18 protein-coding genes and 1 pseudogene are annotated in these 18,723 nt (G+C 65.3%); 11 read left to right on the forward strand and 8 right to left on the reverse strand.

Features of this window, described 5'->3' with window-relative positions; translation table 11 throughout:
* Positions 1-278: 278 nt before the first annotated feature.
* A complete protein-coding gene (locus tag Q0K12_RS06425; protein ID WP_297261173.1) occupies positions 279-1,712 on the reverse strand; it encodes a LuxR C-terminal-related transcriptional regulator in 1,434 nt (477 codons plus the stop codon).
* A 36-nt stretch (positions 1,713-1,748) separates the two neighbouring features.
* Between Q0K12_RS06425 and Q0K12_RS06430 the strand changes: the two genes are divergently transcribed.
* Both Q0K12_RS06430 and Q0K12_RS06435 read left to right on the forward strand, forming a co-directional pair.
* Positions 1,749-2,180 (forward strand): hypothetical protein, encoded by a 432-nt coding sequence (locus tag Q0K12_RS06430; RefSeq protein WP_297261175.1) that lies wholly within the window; start codon positions 1,749-1,751, stop codon positions 2,178-2,180.
* Between the two features lie 103 nt (positions 2,181-2,283).
* Positions 2,284-2,990, forward strand: a pseudogene (locus tag Q0K12_RS06435) (IS5 family transposase).
* A gap of 444 nt (positions 2,991-3,434) precedes the next feature.
* On the opposite strand, the gene Q0K12_RS06440 reads toward Q0K12_RS06435, so the two are convergent.
* Positions 3,435-4,208 (reverse strand): IclR family transcriptional regulator, encoded by a 774-nt coding sequence (locus Q0K12_RS06440; RefSeq protein WP_297261177.1) that lies wholly within the window; start codon positions 4,206-4,208, stop codon positions 3,435-3,437.
* Positions 4,209-4,776: 568 nt separating this feature from the next.
* Between Q0K12_RS06440 and Q0K12_RS06445 the strand changes: the two genes are divergently transcribed.
* The 9 genes from Q0K12_RS06445 to Q0K12_RS06485 all read left to right on the forward strand — a co-directional run bounded on the left by Q0K12_RS06445 (position 4,777) and on the right by Q0K12_RS06485 (position 12,876).
* Positions 4,777-5,682, forward strand: a complete 906-nt coding sequence (locus tag Q0K12_RS06445; RefSeq protein ID WP_297261179.1) for a dihydrodipicolinate synthase family protein — start codon at positions 4,777-4,779, stop codon at positions 5,680-5,682.
* Positions 5,683-5,722: 40 nt separating this feature from the next.
* The gene (locus Q0K12_RS06450) at positions 5,723-7,009 is read left to right on the forward strand and encodes an MFS transporter (RefSeq protein WP_297261182.1); all 1,287 of its coding nucleotides are present in this window, start codon (positions 5,723-5,725) and stop codon (positions 7,007-7,009) included.
* Positions 7,010-7,086: 77 nt separating this feature from the next.
* Positions 7,087-8,046: an amidohydrolase family protein gene (locus Q0K12_RS06455; protein ID WP_297261184.1), complete on the forward strand. Its 960-nt coding sequence runs from the start codon at positions 7,087-7,089 to the stop codon at positions 8,044-8,046.
* 28 nt (positions 8,047-8,074) lie between these two features.
* Positions 8,075-8,359, forward strand: coding sequence for a UxaA family hydrolase (locus tag Q0K12_RS06460; RefSeq protein WP_297261186.1), 285 nt, complete (start codon positions 8,075-8,077; stop codon positions 8,357-8,359).
* Positions 8,360-8,368: 9 nt separating this feature from the next.
* Entirely contained in the window at positions 8,369-9,532 is a 1,164-nt protein-coding gene (locus Q0K12_RS06465) for a UxaA family hydrolase (protein ID WP_297261188.1), read from the forward strand.
* Positions 9,533-9,556: 24 nt separating this feature from the next.
* Entirely contained in the window at positions 9,557-10,558 is a 1,002-nt protein-coding gene (locus Q0K12_RS06470; protein ID WP_297261191.1) for a 4-hydroxythreonine-4-phosphate dehydrogenase PdxA, read from the forward strand.
* A 238-nt stretch (positions 10,559-10,796) separates the two neighbouring features.
* Positions 10,797-11,165, forward strand: a complete 369-nt coding sequence (locus tag Q0K12_RS06475) for a metalloregulator ArsR/SmtB family transcription factor (protein WP_297261193.1) — start codon at positions 10,797-10,799, stop codon at positions 11,163-11,165.
* 134 nt (positions 11,166-11,299) lie between these two features.
* Entirely contained in the window at positions 11,300-12,445 is a 1,146-nt protein-coding gene (locus tag Q0K12_RS06480) for a permease (protein WP_297261195.1), read from the forward strand.
* Positions 12,446-12,630: 185 nt separating this feature from the next.
* Positions 12,631-12,876, forward strand: coding sequence for a thioredoxin family protein (locus tag Q0K12_RS06485; RefSeq protein WP_297261197.1), 246 nt, complete (start codon positions 12,631-12,633; stop codon positions 12,874-12,876).
* A 168-nt stretch (positions 12,877-13,044) separates the two neighbouring features.
* On the opposite strand, the gene Q0K12_RS06490 is transcribed toward Q0K12_RS06485, so the two are convergent.
* From Q0K12_RS06490 to Q0K12_RS06515, 6 genes are all read right to left on the reverse strand, one after another.
* The gene (locus tag Q0K12_RS06490) at positions 13,045-13,287 is read right to left on the reverse strand and encodes a TIGR04076 family protein (protein ID WP_297261199.1); all 243 of its coding nucleotides are present in this window, start codon (positions 13,285-13,287) and stop codon (positions 13,045-13,047) included.
* Positions 13,288-13,401: 114 nt separating this feature from the next.
* Positions 13,402-14,889, reverse strand: coding sequence for an ATP-binding protein (locus tag Q0K12_RS06495; RefSeq protein ID WP_297261200.1), 1,488 nt, complete (start codon positions 14,887-14,889; stop codon positions 13,402-13,404).
* Positions 14,886-15,548, reverse strand: a complete 663-nt coding sequence (locus Q0K12_RS06500) for a response regulator (RefSeq protein WP_297261202.1) — start codon at positions 15,546-15,548, stop codon at positions 14,886-14,888. The genes Q0K12_RS06495 and Q0K12_RS06500 overlap by 4 nt, the downstream gene beginning before the upstream one ends.
* Before the next feature lie 57 nt (positions 15,549-15,605).
* Complete coding sequence (locus Q0K12_RS06505) at positions 15,606-16,082, reverse strand: NirD/YgiW/YdeI family stress tolerance protein (RefSeq protein WP_297261204.1); 477 nt, start codon at positions 16,080-16,082, stop codon at positions 15,606-15,608.
* Between the two features lie 154 nt (positions 16,083-16,236).
* Positions 16,237-17,010 carry a class I SAM-dependent methyltransferase gene (locus Q0K12_RS06510; protein WP_297261206.1) on the reverse strand — a complete coding sequence of 258 codons (774 nt, stop codon included), beginning with the start codon at positions 17,008-17,010 and terminating at the stop codon, positions 16,237-16,239.
* The gene (locus tag Q0K12_RS06515; RefSeq protein ID WP_297261208.1) at positions 17,007-18,722 is read right to left on the reverse strand and encodes an ABC transporter ATP-binding protein; all 1,716 of its coding nucleotides are present in this window, start codon (positions 18,720-18,722) and stop codon (positions 17,007-17,009) included. The genes Q0K12_RS06510 and Q0K12_RS06515 overlap by 4 nt, the downstream gene beginning before the upstream one ends.
* Position 18,723: the final 1 nt, after the last annotated feature.

Consider the following 18,723-nt stretch of genomic DNA (forward strand, 5'->3'; position numbering starts at 1 on the left):
AAGGGGAACCCCTCCGCCGGCGCGGGAGGGGTTCCCCTTCCCCCCAAGCCCCCCATCCCTTCCCCAGCGCGCTTTTATCAGGGGAAAATGCAGGGACGCGGGACGCATCGCCTTCCAGGGCAGGCGGGATATGTACAGCTTATGTTATTTTATATATTGAAATAATTAGTAAAATTTGAGTTGGCAGGCCCCGGGCGACGCAGGAGCCTTACAGGCATCGACAGCAACACGAGGGGGTTCCCCTTCCCCCCAAACAAAAGCAGATAGCCTCGCAGGCCCTAAGCCGTCTCGCCGCCGCTGTGGAGCAGGTGGACGGCAAGCTGGGTATCGTGCCCGCGCAGGCCGAGCTTGCGCCGGATGTTGCGGCGATGGGTCTGCACGGTCTCCGGCGAGATGTTGAGCAGCCCGGCGATCTCCTTGGAGCTGTGGCCCGCCCGCACCAGCCGGCAGACCTTCAGCTCCGCCAGGGTCAGCTTGTCCAGACCGTCCCGCGCCCGGTCGTCGCCGTCGATCAGGGGCAGCAGGCTGCCGCGCACGAGCTGGATCATGGATCGGCGCGCGGCGGCATCCGGTTCCCTGCCGATCTGTTCGAGGGCGGGCAGCAGCACGCGGCGGATATGGGAGGAAAGCTCGTCGCGGCGGCTGTCCCGCTCGGCATGGATGGTGGACAGCACCGTACGGAGCGTGATGTCCAGTTCTTCCTGGCGGCGTTTCTCTTCCGTCAGGGCGGCGGCATGGCGGCCTATGGCCTCTTCCATCATTTCCCGTTGCAGCACCTGCGGCGTGATGTTGGTCAGCAGCACGAGGTATTCCCCGGCGCTGGCAAGGCTGACCCCGCCCAGCGAGGCGATGGACAGGCGAAAGAACAGGCCGTCCCCGAACGGGCTGACCTCCACGGTCTGCCCGATGGGATAGTAGCGGAAAAATTCCTCCGGACTTTCACCCTCAAGGCCCAGGGCCTCCCAAACGGGCTTGCCCTCGATGCCTTCTCCGGCGTATTGACGCAACGAGCGGTTGGTGGTGGAGATGCGGCAGTTCTCGTCCATCACCAGCACGCCGTCGGACGTGGTGTTGAAAATGTTCTCGAAGCGGCATTTCTCCAGCGTGAGCAGGCGCAGCAGCTCATCCTGCGGCGGGAGGGCCGACGGATGCACGGACTGCCGGGCGGCGGCGGTCTCCCGCAGGCCGGCTTCCGTCCAGAGCACTTCAAAGGCATGGGCATGCAGGCGCAGGAACTCCGTCGCCGCCGGGATATGATCCGCGGGGATGCCGGGACAGAGCCGCGGCAGCAGGGCAAGCGCATCTTCCAGCGCCATGATGAAGGTCTTGAAGCAGCCCAGGTACATGGCCACGGTGACGCCGCGGCGGCAATGGCGCAAGCCGGACTCCAGCAGCGCGTCGGCCCAGCCGCCGGCATTCTCGCGCAGGGTCTCGAAGGTGGGGGGCTGCTCCGCGGCGGCATGCCGCAGCACAGGGTCCAGAAAGGCCCGGCAGGCGGCCACGCAGTCGTCACGCCGGGCCGTGGTGAAGGAAAGATAGCCCGCTGCCTGCATGCTCAGGGTCCAGAATTCCAGGAAGCTGTCCATGCAGACGTCGAAACGGGCCAGTACGGCGGCGGCCTTCCGGCGGGTCTGGGGCTGCGGCACGAAGAGGCCGGAAAAGGCTTCGGAAGACGAAAGATGGCGTCGGCGTGCGGAAGAGGCCTGCGGCATGGCGGATTTTCCAAAAAAGAGTGAGGGAGGTTACGAATGCGTTGTGCACGAACACTGCTGTGCTTGTTTCTTCTTTTTCCCTGGCCTGTCAAGGCCGCGGGTCTGGACGAGGCCCGTTCGGCCGCCGAAGCCGTCCAGGGCACGCGGGCCAGCCTGCCCGCCGAAGCCCGCTGCGGCGAGACCGTACGCCTCACGGCGGAACAGCCGCCCCTGCCCGGCGGCACGGCCTATGCCGGGGTGCAGGTGAGCTGGACGCAGCGGCCGGAAGGCAGGGAACCGGATGTCCTGCCCGGCTTCCCGGAGAGCGACATTTGTTTCCATGTGCCGGGGCGCTATGTCTGTACGGTCTCCGTGGGCTACGTCAGCAAGGGGACCTGCGCCGGGGCCGTCTGGCATGAACGCGGCACGCATACGCTGGAAATACAGGTGCTGCCCGCATCCGCTCCCGCGGAGACGCCTTCCCGCTAGGAGCTGTTTCTAAAAAAGCTGGACATCTTAAATGACTCCTGCTTTCCTGTTTGTCATGAGCAGACATGACATTTCAGATGAAAAGTGGGCGGTCATCGGTCCTATGCTGGAAAAGAAAAAGACTGAAACCAGAGGACGGAAGCGTAAAGATGACCGCCTCATGTTCAATGGTATTTTGTGGATTTTGAAAACTGGAGCACCCTGGAGGGATTTACCTGCGGAATTCGGACCATGGAATACTGTTCATAAACGGTTTCTCGAATGGACGAGACTCGAAGTCTGGGATGATATTTTACGCATGCTGTCCATAAAAGCTGATCGGGATGCCCTCATTATTGATGCGACCTTTGTCAAGGTGCATCAGCACGCCACCGGCGCAAAAGGGGGCACTTCCGACAGGAAATCGGACGTACAAAGGGCGGACTGACAAGCAAAATTCATGCGGTTGTTGACGCTCTTGGAAATCCTTTGCGCATATATCTCACGGCGGGCAACGTAAACGATACGGTACCCGTTGGGGGACTCCTTGCGAATTTGTCCGCGGACAAGCTCCTTGCGGATCGAGCTTATGACAGTGATGCAGTGCTGGAGCAGGCTCGACAACAAAAGATGGAAGTAGTTATTCCCTCCCGAAAGTGCAGACGTCAACAGCGGGAGTATGATGCCCATGTGTACAAGGAACGTCATCTAGTTGAATGTTTTTTTGCAAAGCTCAAGTCATTTCGACGCATTGCAACCCGCTATGACAAATTGGCCGCGACATTCCGGGCAAACGTCATGTTAGCGGCCTGTCTGGTTTGGCTGCAATAAACTTTTTAGAAACAGCCCCTAGGGCCTGTTAACACTATTCGTTACTTGTTTGGGGGGAAGGGGAACCCCTCGCGTTGCTGCCGATGCCCGTAACTTCCTGCGTCGCCTAACAGGCACGGCCTGCGGCCGCCTTTCGGTCGCGCTCTGCTGTCGATGTCCGTAAGGCTCCTTCGTCGCCTAACGGACACGGCCCTCCGGGCCGCCTTTCGGTCGCCGCCGGCGCGGGAGGGCCCAGCCTTTTCGCAGCGGAGCGAGAAAAGGCGTTCTCGCCATCCTTCCCCCAAAGCCCCCCATCCCCTCCCCAGCGCGCTTTTATCAGGCGCAGTGAGAGCGTTCGGGGCGACCCGCATCCAAAACACGCGGCGCGTGTGCGGCTGTTTTTCTTTATCTCTTGAAATAATGTGTAAAATCGTGTCGGCAGACAGACACGGGGCCGTCAGGCGGCTATTTGCCTGAAAAGCCGTGGCCGGCCGAGGAGAGATGCCGCTCCACGGCATTGCGTGCGGCAAGCAGGCAGGCGCGCACCAGCCGTTCCTTGTCCTCATCCAGCCGAAAGGCGGGCATGGAGACGCTGACGGCCGCGTCGACCTGTCCGTCCAGACGGATGGGCAGGGCGAAACAGCGCAGATGTTCGTGGGATTCGTCCACGTCCAGCGCGAACTCTCCCATATGGATGCGGGCCAGCTGCCCGCAAAATTCGTCCATGTCCCGGATGCTGCTCGGCGTCAGCGCGGGGAGCCCGTCCGGGTAGAGGCTCTCCACTTCCTGCCGGGTGCAGTCGCAGAGCAGGGCCTTGCCGATGGCCGTGCAGCTGGCGGGCAGGCTCTTGCCCACGCTGGAGACGAGGCGCAGCGGTTCCGGCGAATCTATCTTGGCGATATAAAAGACGTTGCTGCCTTCGCGTATGCCGAGCTGGCAGGTCTCCGAACAGCGGTCCACCACGCGCTGCATCTCCTGCATGGTCAGGGAATAGATGTCGGTGGTGGCAAAGGCGGCGGAGAGCAGCAGGGTCCTCGCGCCCAGCGTGTAGACCATGTTCTTGCGGTTGCAATCCAGATAGCCGCGGGCGCAGAGCGTGCGCAAAAAGGGCGTCAGGCTGCTGGCCGGGGCATCCACGCTGCGGGACAGCTCGGTCAGCGTCAGGCCGCCGTCACGCTGGGCAAGGGTTTCCAGGATGTCCAGCACGCGGCTGGTGGGGCGGTGCGGCTCGTGAGTCATGCTTTCCTCGACATGGCGTGGCGTTTTCTGCGGCGGGTCTGGCCGTCCTTTTTCCACATGCTTTCCTGCTCCTGCCGCGGCCTGCCGGGGGACCATGCCCGTCCGGCAGCGGCGCGATTCCACCAGATCCCTTTCTTCCGTCTTTCCCTCTGGAACCATTCAGCTTTTTGCGGACGGCAGGCATATCTGTCCTGACCCTAGCATGCTCCGCGGGCAAGCTCAAGGACTGAGGCGCGGCAGCGGGAACGCCTTGGCAGGCAGCGGTCCGGCCCATGTCTCGACCTGTCGGCATATGTTTCTGATATACAAAACGACTATGGGTAAACAAAGAAATAGCCGCTCCCGCCAGCACGCAAAAGGTGCCGTCCTTACGTGGCGAAGAAGCTTGTTTGCTGAAAATACTGGATTTCTCATCAAGGTGTGCGCTGATTTTCTCTTATAATATATTTTAATAAATGAATAAAAAATATCACCCCCATGCCTTGACAAGAAGGGTGGAGATTGCGTATGTGGAAATTATGGTTCGAATATAAGTATTCGTTTCGAATATACGAAAAGGAGAAGATTCATGAGCACTACCAAATTCGCGGGCATCATGCCCCCCATGTCCACGTTTTTCGATGCTGAAGGCACGTTTGACCGCAAGGCCACGGCCGCTCTCATGGACCGCCTCATGGAGGCCGGCGTGCAGGGCGTGCTCATCCTGGGCAGCGCCGGGGAATTCTTCAGCATGAACATGGCCCAGCGTAAGGAAGTGGCCGAGTTCTGCCTGCGCCACATCGACGGGCGCATCACCACCCTGGTGGGCACGGGCGCCTGCGGCACGCAGGAGACCATCGAACTTTCCCGCCACGCCGCCGAACACGGAGCCGATGCGGTCATGGTCATCAATCCCTACTACTCGCCCATGAGCGACGACTGCCTTTTTGCCCACTACAGCGCCGTGGCCGACGCCTGCCCCTGCCCGGTCATGCTCTACAACTTCCCGGCCATGACCAAGCAGGATCTGTCCGTGGAGCTCATCGCCCGCCTGGCGGAGCATCCCAACATCCGCGGCCTCAAGGACAGCGTGGCCGAGGTGGCCCACACCCGCCGCGTCATCCTGGAAGTGGGCACGAAGCATCCCGACTTCGCGGTCTTTTCCGGCTTTGACGAGCATGTGCTGAACAACCTTGCCCTGGGCGGCGCGGGCGGCATCCCCGGCACGGCCAACTTCGCGCCGCAGTTCATCTGCGGGTTGTACAAGGCCTTCCGCGAAGGCGACTTCGCGCGGGCCCACGAGCTGCACCGCGTGGTGGCGGCGCTCTCCAACGTGTACGCCATCGAGACCCCCTATTTCGGCACCCTCAAGGAAGCGGCCCGCCTCTGCGGCCTGCCCGACCTGCCCACCCACGTGCTGCGTCCCTCGCAGCCCCTGAGCGAGCAGGGCAAGGCGAAGCTGCGGGCCCTGCTGGAGTCCTGCGGCCTGCTGTAAGAGCTTTCTTCCTTCCCCCCGTCACCACGAGAGGTGAACCATGAATGCCAATGTCTCTTCTTCCGCCGAACCCACGCGCATCCGCTGGAAGATCTTCGGCGTGCTGTTCCTTCTGGTCGTGGTCAACATGATCGACCGGGCCTCCATTTCCATCGCCATGCCCACCATCGCGCAGGAGCTGAACCTGAGCGGGGTCATGCAAGGGCTGGTGCTCAGCGGCTTTTTCTGGACATACGCCCTGATGCAGATCCCCAGCGGCCTCATTGCCGACAAGTTCGGCCCGCGTTCGACCGTCTCCATCTCCACCGTGCTGTGGGGCGCTTCGCAGGCCCTGCTGGGCCTGTGCCACAACGGCATCGCCCTCATCGGCGCACGCCTGCTGCTGGGGGCCAGCGAGGCCCCGGTCTTCCCGGCGGGGGCCCGGCTCAACGCCATCTGGCTCAACAAGAAGGAGCGGGCGCGCGGCGCGGTGCTCATGGATGCCGGCGGGCCTTTCGGGGCGGCGCTGGGCGGCATCCTGGTGGCGGAGATGATCCTGTTCTTCGCCTCCTGGCGCATAACCTTCATCATCGCCGGGGTGGCCACCATCCTGCTCGGCTTCCTCGCGCATTACATCATCCGCGATGACCCGACCCATGACCCGATGGTCAATGAGGCGGAACTGTCCATCATCCGCGAGGGACAGAACGACGGCCCGGCCGTGCAGGCGGAAGGGGAGAGCGGTTCCCTCCTCCACCTCATGTCGCTGCGTTCGCTGGCGGGCATGCTGGTGGGCCGCTGCGCCTGGGCCATGATGTTCTTCGGCCTGCTGACCTGGGGACCCAGCTTCCTGGCCAGTGCGCTGAATCTTGACCTGAAGTCCGTGGGCTTCGCCACGATGATCATCTTCTGCGCCGGGGGCGTGGGCAGCCTGTGCGGCGGCTTTTTGTGCGACAGGCTGGTCAGCGGCGGCATGAGCCGCGCCCGCTCCTGCAAGCTGCTGCTCACCATCTCCGGCCTGCTGACGCTGGGGGCCTTTGCGGCCCTGCCCTATGTGCCGGACGTGACCTCCTCGATCATCCTGCTGTCCTGCGCGTCCTTCGTGCTCATGTGGGGCAGCATGTACTGGAGTTTCCCGCCCATGCTGGCCCCGCGTTCGCGTGTGGCGACCGTGGGCGGCATGATGAACATGGCCGGCAGCGTGGGCGGCATCTGCATCCCGCTCATCGTGGGCTGGATCCTCGACCTCACCGGCGGCTCCTTTGACCCGGTGCTGCACTTCTTTGCCGCCTGCGCCGTGGTGTTCGTCATCATGACCAATATCATCGACCTGCGTAACGCCCGCTGACGGCTGCGCGGCGGCCGCCCGCGGACGGCGCTCCGCAGCGGCCGCCGCCCCTTCGGCGATCCTCAGGAGGTATCCCCATGCAACTGGAAGCCCTGCACCTTTACGACGGCCCCGTCATCGACGCGCACCATCATTTCTGGGACCCCATCAAGAACGATCACCCCTGGCTCAAGCCCGACGTGCTCATCCCCTTCCGTTACGGCGACTATACGGCCATCAAGCGTCCCTACTATCCGGCGGACTACTTTCAGGATACCGGGGACATCAACGTGGTGGAGACCTGCTACATGGAGACCGAATGGAATCCGGCGGACCCCACGGGCGAGAGCGACTTCATCACCTCGGTTGCCCGCGAGACGGGCTATCCCAACGCGGTGGTGGGGCAGGCCTGGCTGCACCATGCGGATGTGGAGGACGTGCTGCGCGCCCAGAGCGCCTATACCCTCATGCGCAGCGTGCGCCACAAGCCCGGCGGCCCCGCCTCGCCCGAAGAGGTGGGGAGCTGCCGCACCCTCATGAGCGACGACGCCTGGCGCAAGGGCTACGAGCTGCTGGAGAAGTACGGCCTCATGTTCGACTTGCAGACCCCGTGGTGGAACCTGCCTGAAGCCGTCTCCCTGGCCTGCGATTTCCCGGACACGACCATCATCCTCAACCATACGGGCCTGCCCGCCCAGCGTTCGCACGAGGGGCTGGCTGGCTGGCACAAGCACATGGCGGCTCTGGCCGAATGCGAGAACGTGATGGTAAAGGTGTCGGGCATCGGCCTGAAGGACGTGCCGTGGACGGTGGAGAGCAACGGCTGGATCATCTCCGAAGTGCTGGCCATGTTCGGGCCTGACCGCATCATGTTCGCCAGCAATTTCCCGGTGGACAGCCTGTGCGGCAGCTTCCCGGACATCTTCCACGGCTTCATGACGGTCTGCGCCATGAAGGGGTATTCCTACGCGGCGCAGCGCAAGATGTTCCACGACAACTGCAAACGCGTCTACCGCACCATCGCGCCGGAAGACCTCAAGGGAAAGATCGTAAAATAGGGGCCGCGGCGGCCCCGGAGGACCAAGCATGAGCAATGCCATCATCATCAGCCCCGCCGACGACGTGGCCGTGGCCATCGAGCCCATCGCGGCCGGTGAGGCCGTGGATTACGGCCCGGCGCAGGCCGAGGCCTTCTGCGCGCGGGAGGACATCCCCATCTACCACAAGGTCGCCGTGCGCGATCTGGCTGCCGGGCAGAAGATCTGCAAGTACGGCGAACATATCGGCGAGGCCCTGTACGACATCGCGCGCGGCAGTCATGTGCACGTGCACAATGTGGGCAGCGTGCGCGAAGATCTGGACAACAAATAGGGGCGGGACATGCAAACCTTTCTTGGATACAAGCGCCCGGACGGGCGCGTGGGCATCCGCAATCATGTGCTCATCCTGCCTGCCAGCGTCTGCGCTTCGGATACGGCGCGCATCGTGGCCGGGCAGGTGGAAGGGGCGGTCACCTTCAACAATCAGAACGGCTGCTCGCAGGTGGCCCCCGACCAGCAGCTGACCATGGACGTCATGGCCGGGTATGCGGCCAATCCCAACGTCTACGGTACGGTGGTCATCTCGCTGGGCTGCGAGAACTGCCAGATGGATCTGGTGGTGGAGGCCATCCGGCAGCGTACCTGCAAACCGATGGAGACCTTCATCATCCAGCAGGAGGGCGGCACGCTCAAGACCATCGAGAAGGCCGTGCGCGCGGCCCGCGCCATGCAGCAGGAGGCCGGGCTCATCCAGCGGGAGGCCTTCCCCCTGTCCGAGCTCATCGTGGGCACCGAATGCGGCGGCAGCGACCCCACCAGCGGGCTGGCGGCCAATCCGCTCATCGGCGAGCTGTCCGACAGGATAGTGGACGCCGGCGGGACGGCCATCCTCAGCGAGACCACGGAATTCATCGGGGCCGAGCACATCCTTGCCCGGCGCGCTGCCACGCCGCAGGTGCGGGAGCGCATCCTCGACATCGTGCACCGCTACGAGAAGGCCCTGCGTCTGGTGGGCGAAGAAGTGCGCGAGGGCAATCCCTCGCCCGGCAACAAGGCCGGCGGCATCACCACGCTGGAGGAGAAAAGCCTCGGCTGCATCCACAAGGGCGGTCACCGGCCGGTCATGGCCGTGTACGATTACGCCAAGCAGATCGACACCCGCGGGCTCGTCATCATGGACACGCCCGGCAACGATCCTTCCTCGGTGGCGGGCATGGTCGCCGGGGGCTGCCAGCTCGTGGTCTTCAGTACCGGGCGCGGCACGCCCACGGGCAATCCCATCGTGCCGGTCATCAAGGTGACGGGTAACCGGCAGACCTATGCCGCCATGCTCGACAATATGGACTTTGACGCCAGCCCCGTCATCTATGAACCGGGCTGCATGGACAGGCTGGCCGGGGAGTTCCTCGACCTGGCCGTCGCCACGGCCAACGGCCGCAAGACCAAGGCCGAAGCGCTGGGCTTTACGGAAATGGCCATCGCCCGCGTGTGCAACTACGTTTAACCCGCTATCCCGCAGGAGCGTTCCATGAAACCCATCCTTGGCATCTTTCTGGGCGAGGCCGCCGGCATCGGGCCGGAAGTCATCGCCCGCCTCGTGGCCAACGGCACCGTGCAGAAATATTGCCGCCCGCTGCTCATCGGCGACAGCCGCGTCCTCAAGCTCGGGCAGCGCATCGCCGGGGTCGATTTCCCCGTCAGCATCATCTCGGACGCCGCGGCGGCGAACTGGGACGGGCCGGTGCCCTTCCTGGATCTGAAGAACTTCGATCCCGACGGGCTCGTCATGGGGCAGGTCGATACCGCTTCCGGCAAGGCCACCGGGGACTCGCTCATCGAAAGCATGAAGCTGCTCAAGGCCGGCAGCATCGACGGCTTCGTCTTCGGCCCCCTCAACAAGGAGGCCTTCAAGAAGGGCGGCCATCACGTGGAGGACGAGCATGCCCTCTTTGCCCAGTGCCTGGACTGGCTGGACAAGCCGCGCGGCCTGCTCAACGTGCTGGAGGACCTCTGGGTGTTCCGCGTGACCGGGCACATCCCCTTCAAGGACATCTCCGCCCACATCACGCGGGAGAGCGTGGGGCGGGCCATCCGCCTCTCCTATGACACGCTGCGCATGGCCGGTTACGACGATCCGCGCATCGCCGTGGCGGCCCTCAATCCGCACGCCGGGGACGGCGGCACCTGCGGCATGGAAGAGATCGACGTGCTCATCCCCACCATCCAGGAGATGCGTGCCCAGGGCATGAACGTCATCGGGCCCGTGCCCGCCGACACCATCTTCATGCACGCCTTCAACAAGGAATACGATACGGTGGTGACGCTCTACCATGACCAGGGCCAGATCGCCACCAAGCTCAAAGCCTTCGATGTGGGCGTCACCGTGTCCGGCGGCATGCCCTACGCCATCACCACCCCCGAACACGGCACCGCCTTCGACATCGCCGGCAAGGGCATCGCCAAGACGCTTGCCACGGAAGAAGCCATCCGCATCGCCGCCCGCATGGCGGCGACCCGCCACGCGGGATAGCGGGACACGCCATGCCTCCTCTTCCCCCCCCCGCAAACGGGAGGCCTGCCGCTCACGCTGCGGCGGCCTCCCGTTTCGCTTGCGCGGGCCGGGTCTTCCGCGCCTAGCACATTTTACGGCCTGTCATTTCGCGGAAAAACGCGGTTTTCCGCTTGGTTTGGGCCTGGCGGCGCTGTAGCGCCGGCACGCATCTTGCCTTTTTCAAAGACAAAATGCTCTGTTGACAGCACCGCAAAGCATGGCTATTTTGCCAAATATGAATGAGGTGAACGCACGTCCCCATCGGGAGTACATCGCCGAGCAGGCTAAGATCTTCAAGGCGCTGGGGCATCCCAGCCGTCTGCTCATGGTGCAGGCCCTGCGCGACGGGGAAAAATGCGTCTGCGATCTGCAAACGCTCATCGGGGCGGACATGTCCACCGTGTCGCGCCATCTGGCGGTATTGCGGGAGGCGGGCGTGGTGCGCAGCGAAAAGCGCGGCACCAACATCTATTATGCTCTGGCCCTGAGCTGTCTGGATACCTTTCTGCACTGCACAGGTACGCTCATTGCGGAGCGCATCCGCGAAAAGGCGTCCCTGTTGGGGGGCGGAGAGCGGGCGTCGTAGCCGTCCGACCGGCGGGGGAGGGCAGTCCGGCCGTTCCCTCGCGTGTGCGCCGGCCGCCTGTCGTTGCTGCGACAGGCATTTTTTGAACACTGTTATTTGGCTTTTTTGCCAATAAGAAAATTAAGGAGAACATCATGCAAGGTCCTTGCTGCTGTCAGTCGGGGAAGGACAAGCCGCAGTCGGCACCGCAGGGAAATGCCGGGCCGCTGCGCGAGCTGACGCCGCTGCGGCCGCAACCGGTGGACCGCCTGCGCTATTTCGGGACGGGTGCGCTCGTCTTTGCGGTCTGGACGGGCTGCTATCTGGCCATCGAACCGCTGGCCCGGCTGTTGACGCAAGCCGTGCCCGGCCTGAGCGAGCGGGCGGCGGCCGCGCTGGAGTTCTTCCTCTACGATACGGCCAAGATCCTGCTCCTGCTGCTGCTCATGGTCTACGTCATCGGCTGGCTGCGGGCCGGGCTGCACGTGGAGCGGGTGCGGGACTTCCTGGCGGGCAGGCGGCGCGTGCTGGGCTATGTGCTGGGCGCGGGGTTTGGGGCCATCACGCCGTTCTGTTCCTGTTCCAGCATCCCGCTGTTTCTGGGCTTCACCACGTCGGGCATACCGGTGGGCATCACGCTGGCCTTCCTCATCACCTCGCCGCTGATCAACGAGATCGCCGTGGTCCTGCTCTGGGGGCTGCTGGGCTGGAAGCTCACGCTTGTCTATGTGCTGGCCGGACTGGGGGCGGGCATCATCGGCGGCTGGTTCATGGACGTGCTGCGCGCGGAGCGCTGGTTGCAGGACTACCTGAAGGAAAGCATCGCCTCCGGCGCGGCGCAGCAGCCCATCGGGACGGCGCAACGGAAGATCGGTCTGCGTGAGCGCCACCTCTTTGCCGGCGGGGAAACGCGCTCCATCTTCCGGCGCGTCTGGCGCTGGGTCATCATCGGGGTGGGGCTGGGGGCCCTGCTGCACGGCTATGTGCCGGAAGCCTGGTTCGCCGAGCATCTGGGCGCGGGCCAGTGGTGGTCGGTCCCGGCTGCGGTGGCCGTGGGCATCCCGCTCTACACCAACGTCACGGGCATCGTGCCCGTCATGGAAAGCCTGCTGCTCAAGGGCCTGCCCGTGGGCACCACGCTGGCCTTCTGCATGAGCGCCGTGGCGGCCAGCCTGCCGGAAGTGCTCATGCTGCGGCAGGTCATGCGCGGCAAGCTGCTGGCGCTCTTCCTGGGGACGCTGCTGGTGCTCTTCTCCCTGCTGGGCTGGCTGCTCAACGCGGTGCAGGGCTGGCTGCTGTAGAGCCTGCTGGCTCTATTGACTGCTTGTTTGGGGGGAAGGGGAGCCCATCCCTTCCCCAGCGCGCTTTTACTGTGGGAAGAGTCAGGGACACGAGGCCCGCTCTCAAAGGCAAGCGGAGAAATCGCGTTTTTCCCGCGAAGCGTTTCAAACTGAAAATGCGCTAATATACGACAAGGAGAAAGTTCATGGACATCAAGGTGCTGGGGCCGGGCTGTGCCCGCTGCCATGAAACGGAAGAACTGGTGCGGGCCGTGGTGGCGGAAACGGGCTGCGCGGCCGAAGTGGAAAAGGTGACGGATTTTCGGGAGATGCTGCGGCTGGGCGTCATGGCCACGCCCGCCGTGCTGGTGGACGGCAGGGTCATGTGTTCGGGGCGCGTGCCCACGCGGGAGGAAGTGCGCGACTGGCTGGCCGGGGCCGGGCAGGCATAGTCCGCCGCGTCCTCACGACGGGGGTCGCCGCATGCGAAGGAAAGTCCGGTGTGTCGCCGCCGTACCTCGTGATGTCATGGGGCGGGGGAGCGGAAGCGTGGGAGAGGGACCCTTTTCACACTCGGGAAAGGGGTCTCTCCCGCATAAAGCACGCCGCGACCGTCAGGCTCAGGCCCGTTCGATGCGGAATTCCACTTTGTCCGCGCAATCCGGGCACTGGAAGGGGCCGTGATTGATGACGCCCTTGCGGGCCGCGTACACGAAGGGGAAGATGGCGTTCATGGCCATCATGCAGATATTGGCGCTCTCGTCCTTGGCGATGAGCGGCCCGTCAAAGACGACGGAATCGCCCGCCGAGTAGAGCGGACAGGAGGAGGACTGGACCGTGAGGCGGATCTTGATTTCTTCCATGAGAGTCTTCCTTTCGGCAAAGAGGGTGAGCGAAGACGGACAGCCGCCCGCCGACCCGTACGGCAGGGGCTGATGCGCGTACCGTCGGGAGAGTAGTCCTGACGGTACGCGGCGTCAAATGCCGTCGTGCGCCTCGTCCTGTTCCGGGGCAAAGACGAGCCGAACGGCAAAGCCCAACGGCGAACCGCTGTGAGCGGATGCTTCCTGATCCGGCCCGAAATGCAGCGAAAAGCCATGAAGCCGGGCGATGCGGCACATGATGGAGCAGCCCAATCCGCTGCCGCGTTCCGTCTGTCCCGGCGGACGGAAAAAGCGTTCGCCCACGCGGGCAAACTGCTCCGGCGGCAGGGAGGGGCCGCTGTTGGCGATGGTCAGCGCGGCGGAGGTCAGGTCGATACGGATGCTGCCGCCCTGCGGGGTGTAGCGGACGGCATTGTCCAGCGCATTGCGCAGCAGCAGCCGCAGGAGCGGAAGATACCCGGTGAGGCCGCAGGGCGTGGACAGGATGGAGCGGCTGACGGCAAGATCTTTTTCGTCCAGGCGGTCACAATGCCCGGCCAGCGCCTCGTCCAGCAGGGAAGGCCAGTCCACGGGCTCACGCGTCAGGCCGCCGCTGTCGGGCGGAGCGTCGCCGAAGGCCTCCAGACGGGAGAGGGCAAGGAGCTGTTCGGCAAGGCGTCCGCAGCGGTCGATGGCCTGCAGCATGGCCGCTACGGCTTCATGCCGGGCCGGGGCGTCGTCGTCCAGCAGGGCGATGACCTCGGCCTGGATGCGCAGCCCGGCCAGCGGCGTGCGCAGTTCATGGGCAGCATCGGCCACGAAGGCGCGTTCCCGGTCAAGCAGTGCCGCCGTGCGCCTGAAAAGATCATTCTGGGCTTCCACCAGCGGCCGCAGTTCGGCGGGCGTGCGGGACAGTCTCAGGGGGGCGGCATCCTTCGGGGAGCGGCGGGCAAGGCGCTGCGTCAGCTCGCGGAAGGGAGCTGTCTCCCGCTGGAGCAGCCAGAAGAGTCCCAGCAGGCAGACGGGCAGAAAAGGCAGCCAGGGGAGCGCCTGCCGCCAGAGCAGGGAGAGAGCCATGTTCCGCCGGTAGGCGAGGTCCTGCCCCACCATCACGATCCGTTCCCCGTCCGGCGCGCTGAGCCAGACTTCGCGCCGGACAGCCCCATTTTTGCCTGCCGGGCGGTTGACGAAGCCTCGCCGCAGGGGCGTGGCGGTCAGGCGCTCGCCCGGGCCGCCATCGCGCAGCAGGCAATTGCCCTCCCCGTCATAGACGGCGAAGGAGAGCGCCTTCTTGCTCTGGCGGCCGCGGGCCTTCTTGCCGCCAAAGGGCAGCGCCTCGCGTGGCGAGGGCAGGACGGCGGGGCCGCCATTACCGGCTGTGTCGGCCCTGGAGAGGGGGGACGATGCACGAACGTCGCTGTGCATGGAAAGCAGCGTCCGGGCGTAGAGGAGCTGTTGGGTGTCGAAAAAGGTATCCAGATTCCGGCGGTGGACGGAAAAGGAGATCAGCAGCATCACGGCCCAGACGACCAGCAGGAACAGGCCGAACAGCAGACCGAAGCGCAGGCGCAGGCTGCCGTCCCGCAGGGAAAGGCGCCTCATGCCTCCTCTCCCAGCATATAGCCGACGCCGTGGACCGTCCTGATGGAGTCCCGGCCCAGCTTGCGGCGAATGGCATGCACATGCACTTCCACGGCATTGCTGCTGATTTCTTCTCCCCAGGGATAGAGACTGTCTTCGATTTGTCGCCGGGTAAGCGCCTGCCCCCGGTGCAGCAGGAGGAGCTCCAGCAGCGCAAGGGCGCGGGGCGGCAGGGAGATCTCTTCGCCGTCGCGGAAAAGGCGGCGGCTGGCCGTATCCAGACTGAGGCCGCCGTGGACGAGACAGGCCGCTGTCCGGCCGTGGCGGCGGCGGATCAGGGCCTGCAGGCGGGCCGCCAGCTCTTCCAGCGCGAAGGGCTTGCCGAGGTAGTCGTCCGCGCCGTTGTGGAAGCCTGCAAGACGCTGATCCAGCGCGTCCCGGGCAGTGAGGATGAGCACAGGCACGTCCAGCCCCCGCCGTCGCCAGCGGCGCAGGATATCCAGCCCGTCCAGTCCGGGCAGGGAAAGATCCAGCACCACCGCGTCATAAGGAGCGGCGGACAGGGCGTCCAGCCCTTCCTGACCGTCACGGAACCAGTCCATGCTGAAGTTGAGCCGCGTCAGACCGGCCCGGATGCCGCTGCCGATGATGGCATCATCTTCCACAAGCAGAATGCGCATGCCTCGCCTCCTTCTTCGGCCGCGCCGCCGTTCCCCCGGCGGCGCGGCACGGCCGGGCTACCGCCGGACGACACGCCGGATGTCGATGAAGCTATGTTCCCAGTGACGGCGTACCTTGCCGTAGAGCAGCACCGTGTCTTCGGCGGAAACCTGCACGCCCTGCCAGGCCTTCTGGCCGATGCGCACGTCGGCATTGCCGCTGGCGTCGGTGAAGATGTATTCCTTTTCTCCCACCCGACGGCTGATGTTGCCCCGCAGTACGACCCAGGCGCCGTCACCGCGCGTCAGGGCGTCCCGCGCCGGGAGGACGGTCTCGTCCGTGAGAGCGTAGCCGCCCATATCCAGCGGGCGGGGCGCGGGCGCGACGGCAAAGGACTCGTGAGGCGCTCCGTCCTTGTCCTTCTTCGCCTGCACGGGCTGGCAGTCGAGCAGCAGGGCGGCGGCCAGCAGCAGGGCCAGCGGCAGGACGGGCAGCGGGCGGCCGGTGCGGGACGGGCGGGACTGACGGGCGGACGTGGTGGATGTGGTGTTCATGGGGACCTCCGATATGCTGGTTTGCGCGGGGGGAACATCCCTGCCCGCAGATCCAGAACACCACAGGCAGCTTAAGAAAAGCTTACGGGTCGCCGGGCGGGAAAAATTTTTTCCGTCCGGCGTACAGGTGGCGGACGGCGTGCCGTCCATTCCGTCAGCACGGTTTGACGGCCCGCAGGGCGAACATGGGCACAGGATTGAACGAACCGTCCCGTACGGCAAAGACGCGTCCGCTGAGTCCCCTGTCGCAGATGCAGGCGGCAAAACCGATGCGCTCCAGCGTTTCCTTGTCCCACTGCGGGCGGCATTCCCGACTGAGCGGCAGTTCCTGCCGGATATGTTCGCCTTCGCGCAGCAGGTCGGGATCGATGCCGGCATGGGCGTGCCGCCCCGCCGTCCCGGCCTGTTCGGTAAAGTCGGCGGACCCGTAGTCGGCGTCGAAATTGAGCAGGCTGCCGCCCCGCCGCAGCACGCGCCACCACTCCCGGTAGGCGGCGCAGGGATCGACCAGCGTCCAGGTGACGTTGCGCGCCACGATGCAGTCGAACGAGGCGTCGGGGAAGTCCAGTCGCTGGGCGTCCATAGGCAGGAAGTCGACGCTGCGGCCGTCCTGCCGGGCCAGGACGCGCGCCTCATCCAGCATGGGCAGGCAGCTGTCCACGCCAGTCGCCTCGCAGCCGTGGCGAGCCAGCAGGATGGCCAGAAAGCCCGCGCCGGTCCCCACATCCAGTACGCGCAGCGGCTTTTTGTCATCCGGGGCAGGCAGGTAAGGGGCGATCTCCGCCCACCAGCGTTCGGCCTTGTCGCTGTGCAGCTCCTGCTGGCGGACCTGCCCGAAGCCGGCGGCTCGGTGGGACCAGTATTGCCGGATGCGGGCGTCGAGACGGAGGGAAGGGGTGGCTGTTTCCGTGGTGCGGGGACGTGTCATGGCTGTTCTTCCTGTGTCGGTAGGGGGGAAACGTGCGGCCGGGCGGAGAGCTCAAGGCGCAGGGAGGCGTCCAGCAGATGCCGCAGCCGGGGGGAGGCCGCGTGCAGTTCCGTCAGGGCGCGGTCGTCGGTCAGACGGCCCTGATGCAGCACCGCCAGTCTGTCGCAAAGCAGCGCGGCCGCCTGGATGTCATGGGTGATGAAGATCTGGGTCATTTGGCCCCGAAGGCCCTTGAGCAGGCGCAACACCTCCGCCTGGGCGGAAGCGTCCAGCGCGCTCACGGCCTCGTCGAAAATGAGCAGGTCGGGCCGGCAGGCCAGCGCCCGCGCGATGCAGACGCGTTGCAGCTGTCCGCCGCTCAGCTGATGCGGCAGGCAGGCGGCCAGGCGGGGCGAGAGCTCCACGCGCTCCAGGAGCCCGGCCACGGCATCCGGCCCGGCGGGGCTGTCCGGCACGGTGCCGCAGCCCTCGGCGATGATCTGTCCGACGGTCAGGCCCAGATTGACGGACTGCGCGTAGTCCTGAAAAACGACGCTCATCCTGCCCCGGCGTTGGCGTCGCCACGCGGCGAGGGGCTGCCCGTCCAGAAGGATGTCTCCCGCATCCGGTCGTTCCAGCCCCAGCAGCAGGCGGGCAAGGGTGCTCTTGCCGCTGCCGCTTTCTCCCAGCAGGCCCAGGGTGACGCCTTTCTCCAGACGGAAACTGATGTCGTGCAGCACGGCCCGGCGGCCGCGTGCGCCGAAGAAGCCGCTCCGCGCGGGATAGCTTTTGCCGAGGCCCCGCACCTGCAGGAAGGGGACGCCGGAAGCGGGAGCCGCGGGCGCTGCCGGGGACGGCGTGCTTCCGTCGCGCGGGCCGCATGCCTGATGGGCCTGCGGCGCGGCCTCGGCCGTCTGTCCGTCCGCCATATGCCGGTCAAGGGCTTGCGTCAGCAGCCGCCGCGTGCGGATGAGGCGTTGCGTACAGGCGTGGCGCGGGGCCCGCAGCACATGGGCCGCATCCCCCTGCTCCACACAGACGCCCCCCTGCATGACGAGCAGCCGGTCGGCAAGCTGCTGCACCACGGCCAGATCATGGGACACGACGATGAGGCCCAGACGGCGTTCCGCCTTCAGATGGGCAAGCAGGCGCACGATGTCCCGCCGGTTGGGCGCATCAAGGGAGGAGGTCGGCTCGTCGGCGATGATGAGGCGGGACCCCAGCCCCAGACTGAGGCCGATCAGGCAGCGTTGCAGCGTGCCGCCGGAAAGCTGGTGGGGGTGGCGTTGCAGCACGCCGGCGGGCAGGTTGAGCTGCCGCAGCACCTCCTCCGCCAGCTCGTCGGCCTGTCCCGCCGTGAGGGAGCGCTTTTCCCGCCAGGTCTCCCGCCATTGCGCGCCGATGGTGAGGAGGGGATCGAAGGCGCTGCCGGCCTGCTGGAAAACGGCGCTGATGCCCGTGCCGCGCAGACGGCGGGCCAGCGGCGCGGCGGCGCGCAGCATGTCGGTTCCCGCGAACAGAGCTTCTCCATCCGCGGCGAGCTCCGGCGGCAGCAGCCCCAGGAGCGCCCGGCAGAGCAGGGTCTTGCCGCTGCCGCTCTCGCCCACGATGCCCAGACACCGCCCTTCGCGCAGCGTAAAGCTCACGTCCGTCACCAGCGCTTTGCCGGAGGCCCGTTCCCGGATGCTCAGACGGTGCAGGGCGGCGAGAGGAGAAGCTGCGCGAGCGTCCATA

This window comes from uncultured Desulfovibrio sp., from assembly GCF_944324525.1.
In the GTDB taxonomy this organism is placed as follows: domain Bacteria; phylum Desulfobacterota; class Desulfovibrionia; order Desulfovibrionales; family Desulfovibrionaceae; genus Desulfovibrio.